The 12,995-nt window shown below is 71.0% G+C and carries 12 protein-coding genes and 1 riboswitch; of the genes, 8 read left to right on the top strand and 4 right to left on the bottom strand.

Translation table 11 applies throughout. The features are described 5' to 3' along the window. The first annotated feature begins 217 nt into the window (after nucleotides 1–217). Genes Q9R13_RS07820 through pcrA form a run of 3 tightly spaced genes read left to right on the top strand, consistent with a single transcriptional unit; the run spans nucleotide 218 to nucleotide 3,691 of the window. On the top strand, nucleotides 218–586 hold the full coding sequence (locus tag Q9R13_RS07820) for a hypothetical protein (RefSeq protein WP_310964517.1): 369 nt from the start codon (nucleotides 218–220) through the stop codon (nucleotides 584–586). Nucleotides 587–627: 41 nt separating this feature from the next. Continuing rightward, nucleotides 628–1,188 (top strand): nucleoside/nucleotide kinase family protein, encoded by a 561-nt coding sequence (locus tag Q9R13_RS07815; RefSeq protein ID WP_310964516.1) that lies wholly within the window; start codon nucleotides 628–630, stop codon nucleotides 1,186–1,188. Between the two features lie 49 nt (nucleotides 1,189–1,237). Beyond that, nucleotides 1,238–3,691: a DNA helicase PcrA gene (pcrA, locus tag Q9R13_RS07810; protein WP_310964515.1), complete on the top strand. Its 2,454-nt coding sequence runs from the start codon at nucleotides 1,238–1,240 to the stop codon at nucleotides 3,689–3,691. Nucleotides 3,692–3,751: 60 nt separating this feature from the next. Here the strand turns inward: pcrA and Q9R13_RS07805 are convergent, their stop codons facing one another. Next, nucleotides 3,752–4,639 carry a M23 family metallopeptidase gene (locus Q9R13_RS07805; RefSeq protein WP_310964514.1) on the bottom strand — a complete coding sequence of 296 codons (888 nt, stop codon included), beginning with the start codon at nucleotides 4,637–4,639 and terminating at the stop codon, nucleotides 3,752–3,754. A 232-nt stretch (nucleotides 4,640–4,871) separates the two neighbouring features. Between Q9R13_RS07805 and Q9R13_RS07800 the strand changes: the two genes are divergently transcribed. From Q9R13_RS07800 to sucD, 3 genes are all read left to right on the top strand, one after another. Further along, nucleotides 4,872–5,258, top strand: a complete 387-nt coding sequence (locus Q9R13_RS07800) for a cobalamin B12-binding domain-containing protein (protein ID WP_310964513.1) — start codon at nucleotides 4,872–4,874, stop codon at nucleotides 5,256–5,258. A gap of 153 nt (nucleotides 5,259–5,411) precedes the next feature. After that, nucleotides 5,412–6,593, top strand: a complete 1,182-nt coding sequence (gene sucC, locus Q9R13_RS07795) for an ADP-forming succinate--CoA ligase subunit beta (RefSeq protein ID WP_310964512.1) — start codon at nucleotides 5,412–5,414, stop codon at nucleotides 6,591–6,593. A 31-nt stretch (nucleotides 6,594–6,624) separates the two neighbouring features. Further along, a complete protein-coding gene (sucD, locus tag Q9R13_RS07790; RefSeq protein WP_310964511.1) occupies nucleotides 6,625–7,518 on the top strand; it encodes a succinate--CoA ligase subunit alpha in 894 nt (297 codons plus the stop codon). A 93-nt stretch (nucleotides 7,519–7,611) separates the two neighbouring features. On the opposite strand, the gene Q9R13_RS07785 is transcribed toward sucD, so the two are convergent. The 3 genes from Q9R13_RS07785 to Q9R13_RS07775 all read right to left on the bottom strand — a co-directional run bounded on the left by Q9R13_RS07785 (nucleotide 7,612) and on the right by Q9R13_RS07775 (nucleotide 10,979). Then, nucleotides 7,612–7,788 carry a hypothetical protein gene (locus Q9R13_RS07785; protein ID WP_310964510.1) on the bottom strand — a complete coding sequence of 59 codons (177 nt, stop codon included), beginning with the start codon at nucleotides 7,786–7,788 and terminating at the stop codon, nucleotides 7,612–7,614. Between the two features lie 99 nt (nucleotides 7,789–7,887). Beyond that, nucleotides 7,888–9,147, bottom strand: coding sequence for a kynureninase (gene kynU / locus Q9R13_RS07780; protein WP_310964509.1), 1,260 nt, complete (start codon nucleotides 9,145–9,147; stop codon nucleotides 7,888–7,890). Continuing rightward, nucleotides 9,144–10,979: a SigE family RNA polymerase sigma factor gene (locus Q9R13_RS07775; RefSeq protein ID WP_310964508.1), complete on the bottom strand. Its 1,836-nt coding sequence runs from the start codon at nucleotides 10,977–10,979 to the stop codon at nucleotides 9,144–9,146. Before Q9R13_RS07775 ends, kynU begins: the two co-directional genes overlap by 4 nt. Before the next feature lie 66 nt (nucleotides 10,980–11,045). Between Q9R13_RS07775 and Q9R13_RS07770 the strand changes: the two genes are divergently transcribed. Continuing rightward, on the top strand, nucleotides 11,046–12,260 hold the full coding sequence (locus tag Q9R13_RS07770) for a cell division protein PerM (RefSeq protein WP_310964507.1): 1,215 nt from the start codon (nucleotides 11,046–11,048) through the stop codon (nucleotides 12,258–12,260). Nucleotides 12,261–12,269: 9 nt separating this feature from the next. Next, complete coding sequence (purN, locus tag Q9R13_RS07765) at nucleotides 12,270–12,878, top strand: phosphoribosylglycinamide formyltransferase (RefSeq protein ID WP_310964506.1); 609 nt, start codon at nucleotides 12,270–12,272, stop codon at nucleotides 12,876–12,878. A 12-nt stretch (nucleotides 12,879–12,890) separates the two neighbouring features. Next, nucleotides 12,891–12,987, top strand: a riboswitch (ZMP/ZTP riboswitch). Nucleotides 12,988–12,995: the final 8 nt, after the last annotated feature.

The raw sequence follows: 12,995 nt of genomic DNA, 5'->3' as shown, positions 1-12,995 counted from the left end.
TTTATCTCTCCGAAGGTAACCGGGCCCCCGACGCAGACGCGGCGGGTGATGTCGATGCTGTCCGCCGTAGACCATATCGGCACCTGCCCGGTTTGCGCACGGGGTCCCCCGAAATCTGCTGCAGCGAGGGATGCCGGACGCCCTGTGTGCGGGATCACGGGCCACAGTGCCCGATTTGGGTCGGGGCAGGTCGAGCGCGGGGGACAATCCTCACACCATGACCCCCGATCGTCTGCCCGCGGTGCCGCCCGCCCGCCGGGCGCGGCACCTGATGGACCCGGCCAACCCGCGGCCGCCGCAGCAGCGCGGCGGCTCGATGAGCCTCACCCAGGTGCAGAAGTGGGTGATGTCGGTGCTCGCGGTCACCACCATCGAACACCTCTCCGCGGGCATCGTGGTGGCGGCGTACTTCCTCGACGCCGACCGTCCGGGCGCGCAGGCGGGTCTGATCGTGATCGCGGCGCTCATCGGAATGGTCGCGGTCGCGGCCGGCTTCCTGATCCACAAGCGGTCCCCACTGACCCCGTGGCTGGTTCTCGGCTGGTTGCCTGCGGTGGCCGGTGCGTACCTGATCTACCTGCGCTGAATCCGTGCCTGCGCCGGCCAGCCGTGCCCTAGCCTCGGCGAGTGCGACGTCTGCTCGGCCTCACCGGTCCACCGGGCTGCGGCAAGTCGACCTACGCGGCCCGCCTCGTCGCGGAGGAGCCCGCCGGACGTGTCGCGGTCCCGATGGACGGGTTCCACCTGCGCCCGGACGAGCTCGTCCGGCGTGGGCTGCGCGACCGGATGGGCGCGCCGGAGACGTTCGACACGGTCGGGTACGCCGCCCTTCTGCGCAGGCTGCGCGATGCCGACACAGCCGTCTGGGCTCCCGGCTTCGACCGGTCGGTCGAGGAGCCGGTCCCCGACGCGATCGTGGTGCGCCCCGAGGCGGCGCTGGTCGTCACCGAGGGCAACTACCTGTTGCTGGACCGACCCGACTGGCGCGAGGTACGCGACGCCCTGGACGAGGTCTGGTACCTCGACCTTCCAGACGACGTACGGCGACAGCGGCTGGTCGCCCGGCACGTCGCATTCGGGAAGACACCCGAGGCGGCGCGGGAGTGGGTCGACCGGGTGGATGCCGCCAACGCTGAGCTCGTCGCGGCCACGCGCGACCTCGCCGACCGGGTCGTCGACCTCTCATGATCCGCGCAGCGCGGAGGCTGTCCGCGTGCCCACGTAGGGTTGGGGTGCGATGAGTGACTTCCCGATCCCCGGCATCGCGGTCCGCGCGGACACCTCCCAGCCGGCCGCCGGACAGGCCGCCGAGCACAGCGCCCGACGACGCCGGCCGGGCCGGGAGGAGCTCCTCGAGGGTCTCAACGACCAGCAGCGAGCCGCGGTCGTCCACGAGGGTGCCCCGCTGCTCGTCGTCGCCGGTGCGGGTTCGGGCAAGACCCGGGTGCTCACCCGCCGGATCGCGTGGCTGATCTCGATGCGCGACGCACATCCCGGGTCGATCCTGGCGATCACCTTCACCAACAAGGCCGCCGCGGAGATGCGCGAGCGGGTCGCCGAGCTGGTCGGCGGTCGCGCGAAGATCATGTGGGTCTCGACCTTCCACTCCGCGTGCGTGCGGATCCTGCGCAAGGAGGCCACGGCGTCCCACCGCGCCGGGCTCGGCTTCACCTCGAACTTCTCGATCTACGACGCCGCGGACTCCAAGCGGCTGATGACGCTGGTGTGCCGCGACCTGGAGCTCGATGTCAAGCGCTACCCCCCGAAGTCGATCCTGGGGTGGGTGTCCAACGCCAAGAACGAGCTCCAGGACGTGGACGCGGCCAAGAACGACGCGCGCAACGCTCTGGAGGAGACCTACGCCGCGGCGTACGAGCTCTACCAGCGCAGGCTCCGCGAGGCCAACGCTCTGGACTTCGACGACCTGCTGATGAGCACCGTGCACCTGTTCCGGGCCCTCCCCGACGTGCGCGAGGGGTGGCGACGCCGGTTCCGACATGTGCTGGTCGACGAGTACCAGGACACCAACCACGCGCAGTACGCCCTGATCCACGAGCTGTGCGGGAACCCCTTCGAGCCCGAGGAGGGCGACGACGTGCGCCCTCCGGAGGAGCGGGTCCGGGGCGCCGAGCTGATGGTGGTCGGCGACGCCGACCAGTCGATCTACGCCTTCCGTGGCGCCAACATCCGCAACATCCTCGACTTCGAGCAGGACTTCCCGGACGCCCGGACGATCCTGCTCGAGCAGAACTACCGCTCCACCCAGACGATCCTCAGCGCCGCCAACGCCGTGATCGGACACAACGCCGGCCGCAAGCCGAAGAACCTGTGGACCGACGCCGGACCCGGAGATCGGATCGTCGGGTACGTCGGCGACGACGAGCACGACGAGGCACGGTTCGTGGCCGAGGAGATCGACCGGCTCACCGACCAGGGGCAGGTCCGAGCCGGTGAGGTGGCGGTCTTCTATCGGACCAATGCGCAGTCGCGAGTGTTCGAGGAGGTGTTCATCCGCGTCGGCATGCCCTACAAGGTGGTTGGTGGGGTGCGCTTCTACGAGCGCCGCGAGGTGCGCGACGCGCTCGCCTATCTCCGAGTGCTGGTGAACCCGGCTGACCAGGTCTCGCTGCGCCGCATCCTGAACACGCCGAAGCGCGGGATCGGGGACCGCGCCGAGGCGTGCGTCGAGGCGTTCGCGAACCGGGATGGCCTCACCTTCTGGGAGGCGCTGCGTCGGGCGGACGAAGCCCCGGGCGTGGCCAGCCGGTCACTGAACGCGATCCGTGGCTTCGTCGACGTCATCGAGCAGCTGCAGTCGATGGCGGACGCCGGTGAGCGCGCCGACGTGGTCCTGGAGCAGGCCCTGGCCCTGACCGGGTACCTCAAGGAGCTCGAGGACTCCGACGACCCGCAGGACGAGACCCGGGTGGACAACCTCGCCGAGCTCGTCGCCGTCGCCCGTGAGTTCGCCGACGACCCGGTGGTGGGCCCGTCCGTCGACCCCGCCGACGCCGACGGGCTTGCGGCGACCCCGGGCCTGCGTGACTTCCTCGAGCGGGTCGCACTGGTGGCCGACTCCGACCAGGTGCCGGACGCACCCGACGAGGACAGCCCCGGAGTGGTGACCCTGATGACGTTGCACACGGCCAAGGGCCTGGAGTTCCCGGTGGTGTTCCTGACCGGACTGGAGGACGGCGTCTTCCCGCACCTGCGCTCCCTGGGGGACCGCACCGAGCTGGAGGAGGAGCGCCGGCTCGCGTACGTCGGGCTGACCCGCGCCCGTCGTCGTCTCTACGTCTCCCGTGCCGTCGTGCGATCGGCCTGGGGAGCGCCGCAGCACAACCCGGCCTCCCGGTTCGTCGACGAGCTGCCGGTGGACCTCGTCGACTGGCGGCGGACCGCCGCCGAGCAGACCTCGTGGGGGCGGCCGGCCTTCGCGCCACCGACCAGCCGGGCGGCACAGCGCCGGTTCGGCGCGGCAGCCGCACGGCTCGACGCGGCGCAGAAGGCCACCGCAGGCCGGAAGGTCCCGCAGCTCGACCCGGGGGACCGGGTCACCCACGACACGTTCGGGCTGGGAACCGTGGTCACGGTCGAGGGGGCGGGGGACAACGCGGTCGCCTCCGTCGACTTCGGCAGCGAGGGTGTCAAGCGGCTGCTGCTTCGCTACGCACCGGTCGAGAAGCTCTGAGCAACGGTCCGGGGCAACCGGTCCGGGGGAACCGGTCCGGGCGAGCGAATCCGACCCGCGCTACGGCGTGACGCCGTGCTGGATGAAGGCCGGGTAGGGGTCGACCGGGTCGCCGCCACCGGGCCGAACCTCGATGTGCACGTGCGGTCCGGTGGTGTTGCCTGTCGAGCCGACCTTGCCGATCGTCTGTCCGCCGGTGACCTTCTGGCCGGGCTGGACGTCGATCTCGGACTGGTGGGCGTACCAGATCTCGGTGCCGTCATCGAGGGTCTCGACGGTCTTGTTGCCGTAGGGGCCGTCCCAGCCGGTGGAGGTGATCACGCCGTTGGCGACCGCGAAGATCGGGGTCCCGGTGGCGGTGGCGAAGTCCAGGCCGGTGTGGAAGGTGGCCCACAGCCCGCTCACCATGCCGAACCGGCCGGTCAGGTGGTAGTTGAGGGTCGGTAGGTGCCACTGGTTCTCGGCGATCTGGCTGGCGCGCTTCTCGGCGTCCTTCGCCAGCGACGTGAGCGCGGCACTGCGCTGCTGGTTCTGCTTCTCCGCCTCGTTCTTGAGCTGCTGGTTCGCAGCGTCCTGGAGCGCCTGGCGCTCGGAGTCGCGGCTGATCGCCCGGGCCCGGGAGTCGTCGCGTGAGAATGCGAAGGCGTCGGTGCCGCCCAGCGCGCTCGCGCCGGCGGAGAGCTGCAGGTGGGTCCGGCCGGGGAGCTGGCCACTGCTCAGCCCGATCGCTCCCGCGCCGGCGACCAGGAGCGCGGTAGCGCCGACCAGCGTGGGTGCTGCCGGGATCCGGCTCATGAAGCCGGTCGGGCCGGTGATCGACGACGGGCGCCGTGGGGAGCGCCGTACCCGGTCGGCCCGAGTGGCCTTGCGTCGTCCTCCCGCCGGCGCGGCAGGAGTCTCCGCGGCGGCGGCCCGGAGGCCGCGCGTGTCTGCCCGATGGTTGCCCATGAGTCCCTGGTGGTCGGTGCTGATTCCCCGGCATCCCGGCCTGGGCCGGGCGCACGATCGCAAACAGTAACGGAATGGCAACGGGTCCGGAAACTCCGGTTGGCCCATTTGTGGACCAGTAGCTCTCCGCGGGTGCAGTTGGGGCCGTTCGGACCCGCCGGAAGGCGGGAGGACGGAGAATGCCCGCGGGTGCGGTGCGGGCCGCCGGTGGCCACGGGATAACCTCAACCGCATGCTGAGGATCGTGGTCGCCAAGCCCGGACTGGACGGGCACGACCGAGGAGCCAAGGTCGTGGCTCGTGCGTTGCGGGACGCCGGCCACGAGGTCATCTACACCGGCCTGCACCAGACGGCCGAGCAGATCGTCGAGACCGCGATCCAGGAGGACGCCGACCTGATCGGCCTCTCGGTGCTCTCCGGCGCGCACATGACGCTGTTCAAGCGGCTCCTGGATCTGCTCGCCGAGCGCGACGCCACCGACATCGGCGTCTTCGGGGGCGGGATCATCCCCGAGGAGGACCTGCCGACGCTGAGCGAGATGGGCGTCGCGAAGGTGTTCACGCCCGGTGCGACGACCACGGAGATCACCGGCTGGGTCGCGGACTACGAGGCGTCGTGACCTCCCCCGCGACCACTGCGGTGTGACCGACGTGACGACGGACCCCCGTGGCCCGGCCCGCCGCGCCGGGTCTAAGGTCGAGCGGGGCCGCTGACCGGTCCCGCCACCGGGCTGCGCCCGGCCAGTCGACGATCGTGGAAGAACGGGTGAACCGTGGACCTGATGGAATACCAGGCGAAGGAGCTCTTCGCGAAGCACGGCGTGGTGACGACCCTCGGTGAAGTGGTCGAGACCGCCGAGGACGCCAAGGCAGCCGCCGAGAAGATGGGCGGCGTCACGGTCGTCAAGGCGCAGGTCAAGGCGGGCGGCCGCGGCAAGGCCGGCGGCGTGAAGCTGGCCAAGACCCCGGAGGAGGCCTTCGAGCACGCCTCGCAGATCCTCGGCATGAAGATCAAGGGCCTCACCGTGAACCGGGTCCTGGTCACGCCGGCCACCCCGCCCGAGGAGGAGTACTACTTCTCGTTCCTGCTGGACCGCGCGAACCGCCAGTACCTGTGCATCGCATCGGTCGAGGGCGGCGTGGAGATCGAGGAGGTCGCCAAGACCAACCCGGACGCGGTGAAGAAGATCGCGGTCGACCCAGGAGCCGGCGTCGACGAGGCCAAGGCCCGCGAGATCGCGACCGAGGCGTCCTTCCCCGAGCCCGTGTTCGAGCAGGCCGTCACGATGATCCAGGCCCTCTACAAGGTTTTCGTCGAGGAGGACGCGACGCTGGTCGAGGTGAACCCGCTCGCCCGGCTCGCCGAGGACAAGCTGGAGGCCCTGGACGGCAAGGTCAGCCTCGACGACAACGCCTCCGAGGTGCGTCACCCCGACCACGAGAAGTTCGCGATCCGCGAGGAGGCCGACCCGCTCGAGGCGAAGGCCAAGGATCTCGGGTTGAACTACGTCAAGCTCGACGGTGCCGTCGGAATCATCGGCAACGGGGCCGGCCTGGTGATGTCGACCCTCGACGTGGTCGCCTACGCCGGTGAGAAGCACGGCGGCGTGAAGCCGGCGAACTTCCTCGACATCGGCGGCGGTGCGAACGCCCAGGTGATGGCCAACGGGCTCGACGTCATCCTCAACGACGCGCAGGTCAAGTCGGTGTTCGTCAACGTGTTCGGTGGCATCACCGCGTGCGACGAGGTCGCGAACGGCATCAAGGGCGCCCTGGAGATCCTCGGCGACGCGGCCACCAAGCCGCTCGTCGTACGCCTGGACGGCAACAACGTCGACAAGGGCCGGGAGATCCTCGATGCGCTGAACCACCCACTGGTGACGCAGGTCGACACGATGGACGGTGCGGCCGACAAGGCCGCCGAGCTGGCCAACTCAGCGACCACCACCGCCTGACGGCCCGGGACGAAGGACGAGAGAAGAGAACATGGCGATCTACCTCAACAAGGACAGCTTGATCATCGTCCAGGGCATCACCGGCGGGATGGGGTCGAAGCACTCCACGCTGATGCTCGAGGCGGGCTCGAACATCGTCGGCGGCGTGAACGCGCGCAAGGCCGGCACCACCGTCGAGCTCTCCGGCAAGGAACTGCCCGTCTTCGGCACCGTCAAGGAGGCGATGGCCGAGACCGGTGCCGACGTCTCGGTCGTCTTCGTGCCGCCTGCCTTCACCAAGGACGCGTGCATCGAGGCCATCGACGCGGGCATCGGGCTGCTGGTCGTGATCACCGAGGGCGTGCCGGTGCAGGACACCGCCGAGGTGTGGTCCTACCTGCAGGGCCCCACGAACCACGGCGGCACCCGGATGATCGGTCCGAACTGCCCGGGGATCATCACCCCGGGCGAGTCCCTGGCCGGGATCACCCCCCACACCATCGCGGGCAAGGGCCCGGTCGGGCTGGTGTCGAAGTCGGGCACGCTGACCTACCAGATGATGTACGAGCTGCGCGACTTCGGGTTCACCACCGCGATCGGCATCGGCGGTGACCCGGTCATCGGCACCACCCACATCGACGCGCTCGAGGCCTTCGAGAACGACCCGGAGACCAAGGCGATCGTGATGATCGGCGAGATCGGGGGCGACGCCGAGGAGCGGGCGGCCGACTACATCAAGGCCCACGTCACCAAGCCGGTGGTCGGGTACGTCGCCGGCTTCACCGCGCCCGAGGGCAAGACGATGGGCCACGCCGGTGCGATCGTGTCCGGCTCCTCCGGTACCGCTCAGGCCAAGAAGGAGGCCCTCGAGGCCGCCGGGGTCAAGGTCGGCAAGACGCCGTCGGAGACCGCCGAGCTGATGCGGGCCATCCTGCAGAACAGCTGAGCCAACTCGCGCGACGACGTCCTGCGACCTGGCTGCTCCGGCGGCCGGTTCGCAGGACGTCGTTCCGTTCTCGGACCAGAGCGGGCCGGACGGTCACGACGGTGGCAGCTTGCCCGAGACGTCGTTGCGGCCGTGCTCCAGGTACGCGTCGTTGTGCCGCTTGTCGTCGGCCGGGCTGATCTGGTCACGGCGGCCCGGGGCCCGTCCGCTGCTCCACCACGCGACACCGAAGGCCGTCACCACCAGCGCGAGCACGACGATCCAGAACATCCGCATCTCCCTGGTGTCCGATGCCTCGAGTGTCCGATGCCTCGAGCGTCCGATGTCTCGAGCGTCCCGCTTTCCCGCGTCCGGCACAAGCAGCCGGAGTCAGGTGACCCTGTTGCGGGTGGCGTACGACGGGTCGAGGTGCTCCTCACCCTCCAGCACGCCGACCAGCTGGTCGACGGCGTCGAGCACGTCGACGTGGCGCACGTAGAGCGGAGCGAACCCGAACCGGGCGATGCCCGGCCGGTCGCCATCGTCGCGGAAGTCGCCGATCACTCCCCGGGCGATGAGCGCCTGGACGATGCCGTAGGCCTGCGGGTGCCGGAACGACACCTGGCTGCCCCTGCGGTCGTGCTCGCGGGGTGTCACGATCTCCACGCCTGCCCCCGTGCCCAGCCGTTCGTCGAGCAGCCGGATGAACAGGTCGGTCAGAGACAGCGACGTGGCCCGCAGGGCAGCGATGGTGACTCCCTCGAAGGCGTCGAGAGCGGCGTCGAGGGTGGCCAGCGCCAGCACCGGCGGCGTACCGGAGGCCATCCGCGCGATCCCGGCCGCGGGGACGTGCTCACGGCTCATCGCGAACGGCGTGGCGTGCCCGATCCAGCCGGTGATCGGTTGTCGTAGGTCCGATTGGTGGCGCGGTGCCACCCAGGCGAACGCGGGCGAGCCCGGACCGCCGTTGAGGTACTTGTAGGTGCAGCCGACCGCGAAGTCGGCGTCGGCTGTGGTCAGGTCGACGGGGACGGCGCCGGTGGAGTGGCACAGGTCCCATTGCACCAGGGCACCGCGCTCGTGTGCGGCGGCAGTGACCGTCGCGAGGTCGAACATCGCGCCGGTCCGGAAGTCGACGTGGGTCAGTGAGAGCAGCGCGGTGTCCTCGTCCACGGCCGCAACCGGATCGGCCGGGTCGCACCAGCGCAGCTCGAGTCCGAGCAGGTCGGTGACTCCTTCAGCGATGTACCCGTCGGTGGGGAAGGTCGAGGGCTCGATCACCAGCACCCGACGGCCCGGACGCAGGCGCGCAGCGGCGACCATCGTCTTGAACAGCGTGACGCTCGTGGAGTCGCCGAGATGTACGTCGGCGGCGGCCACTCCGAGCAGCGGGGCGAGCCGTCGGGCGACCCGTGCGGAGAGCCCCATCCAGTCGCCGCCTCCGTCAGGGAGCGCGTTCCATGAGCGGATCAGTCCCCGCCCCCACTCGTCGTGCAGCACCTCCGCCATCCGGTCGGCCACACCGACGGGAAGCGCACCCAGGGAGTTGCCGTCGAGGTAGATGACGCCGGGCGGGAGGTCGAAGCGGCCCCGCATGCCTGCCAGGGCGCTGCCCCGGTCGAGCGCCAGTGCCTCGTCGCGGCTGGTCACGAGGTCCCCTTCAGCTCGAAGAGCCGGTCCCTGGCGCGCGCGACCAGCGCACGGAACGTCGGTGCGGCCACGTCATCGTGACGCGAGGGTGTGAGGTTCACCTGGGCGACGTGCCGCCCGACCTGGGCGATCCCCATCCAGAAGCTGACCACGGCCTTCTTCCGGTTGATCTCCGCGGTCTGCCGCCATACGGAGTATGTCGAACCGCGCAGTCCGTGCATGCGGTCGGTGTGGTGGGAGATGGTCGTGCCGAGCTGGTGGTGCTGGCAGGTGGCCATCCGATGCCGGATCGTCGTGACGAACTTCCGGGCCGACCTCGTGCTGGGGAAGGTGCCGTACACCTCGGTGAGGCCGAAACGCTCCGGCAGCCTGGCCTGCGGGATGAGGAACGTGCGCGAGCGTGGCGGAGCGGAGCCGGCGGCGGCGAAGTTCGCGTGGTCGCAGGTCGTCGCGGCCAGGTTCGGCCCGCCCGTGATCGGGTCGGTCCCGACCCACGGCTTGTCGATGGTGGCGATCGGCGGCAGGTCGGGGGTGGCGAGCATGCCCGGCACCTCGCCGGATGGTGGCGGCAGCACCGGCGTGACACGGATCGGCCCGGTGACGCAGTGAGTGACCGCGCTCGACGGGCAGACGTCCCTCATCGCCGCGGCCGCGACCTGCAGCACCGGTCGCAGCGGGTCGGGCCGGGACCCGTGGGTGGTCAGCACCGTGGAGCTGGTCAGCGAACCACTGCGGGCGATGGCCAGCACGAAGCTGCGTCGCTGCTTGCCGGCGAGGTTGATCCGCAGCGCCTCGGCCTGGTCGCCGAGGTTCGAGACCCGATAGGAGCGACCGAGCTGGACACGTGCCTCCTGGCACCCGGCGTACCAGCCCAGGGTGGTGGCGAAGGCACGGCGGGCGGCGCCGGGACTGGCCGAGATCTCGACGGTCTGGATGACATCGCGCGCCGGCTTGCCGTCGGCATGCAGCGCCCGCACCCAGGTGCCGAGGCCCCGGTCGTCAGCGAAGCGGCTGCGCTGGCAGATGGTGTTGATCCCGCTGCCGGAGGTGTTGTCGTCGGTGCGGACCACCTGCCAGGTCTGCTTCGGGGCGATCGGAGCGACCTGCCCCGGGGAGAGCAGCATCGCACGGGTGACGGGATGGGTCTGCGCCTGCACCGTCTCGGTGCCATGCCCGCCGGCGCTGACGAACCAGCCCGCGCCAACGGTGACCGCGAGCGCCAGGACGGATCCGGTGGCGGCGTGCAGCCGCCGGCGCCGCTGTCCGCTGCGTCGGATCACGGTGACCCGCGGCAGGCCCGGGGAGCTGACCAGCGGGGCCAGCGAGGCGAGATGGGTGCGGATCGCGGAGGCGTCGCAGCCCAGGGTGAGGGCGAGCATGTCGGTGCCCTGCTGCAGGTTGCGCTCGGTCAGCATCCGCGTCTGGGCGAGCTCGCGCCCGATCTGGGGCAGGCTCACCGAGGCGAGCTGGGCCAGGAGGAGGGTACGGCGCTGGGCGTCGCTGAGCCTGCTCAGCGCGTCCAGTACGGCAGTCTGCTGCTCGGTCAGGCCCTTCTCGCGGTGCCAGATCCGGGCCACGCTGCGCCTCTGCGCGGTCGACCACGCGCGCGGCCGCACCCAGTCCTCGGGCTGATCGAGATGGCCGACCTTGCGCCAGTGGTGACGCGCGGCCACGAAGGCGTCGCGAACCGCCGAACGCGACGCGCTGAGGTCGCCGGTGAGGGCCAGGCACTGCAGCAGCAGCCGACGGCGGGACCCGAGGTAGAACGCGTCGAAGTCGGCGGGCTCCTGCCCGGCGCGGCTGCGTGGGTGGGGACGATGGCGGCGGGACATGACAGGTGGAGATTACCCGCGTGGCATGTCCTGATCCGCATCGCCGCGTGGGCGAGGATAGGACCGATGACAGATCTGATCAGCCGTCCCCGGCTCAGCACCGGTGCGGGCAGCGCCGAGCAGCGGCCGCTGGTGGCCGCCGGCGCCCTCGCCGCTGCGGTGACGGTCGGCGCCACCCTCGTGCTCTGCATGGCCGTCGCCGTGATCGGCTGGTTCCTCGCCGATGCCGGCGCCCACGGACAGACCACCGACGCGCTGCGCGTCGGTGCGGACGCGTGGCTGCTCGGCCACGGTGCCGACCTCTCCGCGGCGGGTGGACCGATCGGGATCACGCCGCTGGGACTGACCCTGATGGTCCTCGTGGTGGGCTACCGCAGCGGGCGATGGGCCGCCCGCAACGCCGAGCCGGCCCGCGACGACAGGTCGCTGGCGACGGCCGTGCTGGTCTGCGCCGGCGTGTACGTCGTCCTCGCCGTGCTGGTCGCCCTGCTCGCCACCCGCTCCGGCGCGGAGCCCAGTGTCCCTCGTGCGGTCCTGGGCGGTCTGGTCCTTCCGGTGGTCGGCTGCGGGCTGGGCCTCGCGCAGGGCACCGGTCGGCTGACCACATGGTGGCAGGCCGTGCCCGACCAGGTGCGCAGCATCGTCACCGGTGCCCTCTCCGGCGCCATGCTCCTCGTGGCCGCCGGAGCCGTGCTGAGCGCGGTGTCCCTCGTGCTGTCCTTCAATGACACCGCCGACCTGTTCTCGTCGTTGCACCTGTCCTTCGGCGACGCCTTGATGCTGCTGCTGGCCAGCGCCCTGGTCGCGCCGAACGCGGTACTACTGGCGACGTCCTGGCTGGCCGGGCCGGGGTTCGCCGTGGGCACGGGGACGTCGGTCACTGCGACCGCGGTGACCCTCGGGCCGTTGCCCGCGTTCCCGCTGCTGGCCGCACTGCCCGGCCCGGGCAGCACACCCGGCTGGTGGGGGGCGTTCCTCGCGGCTCCTCCGTTGTGCGCCCTCGCCGGCGCCGTGCTCGTCCAGCGTCGACGGCCCGTGCTGGCCTGGGACGCAGCCGTGCTGCGCGGCCTCGGGAGCGGCCTCGGGGCCGGCGCGCTGGTGTGGCTGCTGGCCGCCCTCGCCGGCGGTCCGATGGGCACCGGCCGGATGGCAGACATCGGCGTCCCCTCCGCGCAACTGCTGGTCGTCGCCGTTGGCGGGATGAGCCTGGGCGGCATCCTCGGCGGGGTCGGCGCCTCCGCGTGGCAGCGGCGTGCCGCCCGGAGGTCGGGCGGGCAGTAGCCTCTGCGGGTGACCGCACGTCTGCTCGTCCTCGTCTCGGGTTCCGGCACCAACCTGCAGGCGCTGCTCGATGCCTGCGCGGATCCGTCGTACGGCGCCGAGGTGGTCGCCGTCGGCGCTGATCGTGACGGCATCCAGGCTCTGACCAGGGCCGAGCAGGCCGGGGTGCCGACCTTCGTGCACCGGGTCGACGACTTCCCCAGCCGTGCGGAGTGGGACGCCGCGGTCACCGGCGAGGTCTCGTCGTACCGGCCCGATGTGGTGGTGCTGGCCGGCTTCATGAAGCTGCTGGGCTCCTCCTACCTGCCCGCGCTCGGCGCCCGCACGGTGAACACCCATCCGGCGCTGTCGCCCTCCTTCCCCGGCATGCACGGCCCGCGGGACGCCCTGGAGTACGGCGTCCGGGTCACCGGCTGCACCTTGTTCGTGATCGACGATGGGGTCGACACCGGACCGATCGTGGACCAGCGGGCGGTGCGGGTGGAGGACGACGACACCGTCGAGACGCTGCACGAGCGGATCAAGTCCGCGGAGCGGTCGATGCTGGTCGAGGCTGTCGGCCGGATGGCGCGGGAGGGATTCAGGATCGAGGGCCGCCGGGTTCGGTTCGGCGGCTGATCTGTCCTAGAGTGTGCCTCACACGACTGGCGCAGGTGGGACGACCACCGGGGAGTGCTCTGTGGAATTCAGAGGCAGCGAGCGTGCATCGAACGCCTGGGTGCCCTCATCCGACGA

Origin of the sequence: Nocardioides marmorisolisilvae, assembly GCF_031656915.1 — a bacterium.
GTDB classification, from domain to species: domain Bacteria; phylum Actinomycetota; class Actinomycetes; order Propionibacteriales; family Nocardioidaceae; genus Marmoricola; species Marmoricola terrisoli.
This window is presented reverse-complemented; position numbering and strand designations above follow the sequence as displayed.

Coding starts and splice junctions, on each gene's coding strand:
- Q9R13_RS07800 (WP_310964513.1), top strand. CDS start 4,872: ATGCTGAGGATCGTGGTCGCCAAGCCCGGACTGGACGGGCACGACCGA.
- Q9R13_RS07785 (WP_310964510.1), bottom strand. CDS start 7,788: ATGTTCTGGATCGTCGTGCTCGCGCTGGTGGTGACGGCCTTCGGTGTC.
- Q9R13_RS07820 (WP_310964517.1), top strand. CDS start 218: ATGACCCCCGATCGTCTGCCCGCGGTGCCGCCCGCCCGCCGGGCGCGG.
- Q9R13_RS07770 (WP_310964507.1), top strand. CDS start 11,046: ATGACAGATCTGATCAGCCGTCCCCGGCTCAGCACCGGTGCGGGCAGC.
- pcrA (WP_310964515.1), top strand. CDS start 1,238: ATGAGTGACTTCCCGATCCCCGGCATCGCGGTCCGCGCGGACACCTCC.
- Q9R13_RS07775 (WP_310964508.1), bottom strand. CDS start 10,979: ATGTCCCGCCGCCATCGTCCCCACCCACGCAGCCGCGCCGGGCAGGAG.
- Q9R13_RS07805 (WP_310964514.1), bottom strand. CDS start 4,639: ATGGGCAACCATCGGGCAGACACGCGCGGCCTCCGGGCCGCCGCCGCG.
- sucD (WP_310964511.1), top strand. CDS start 6,625: ATGGCGATCTACCTCAACAAGGACAGCTTGATCATCGTCCAGGGCATC.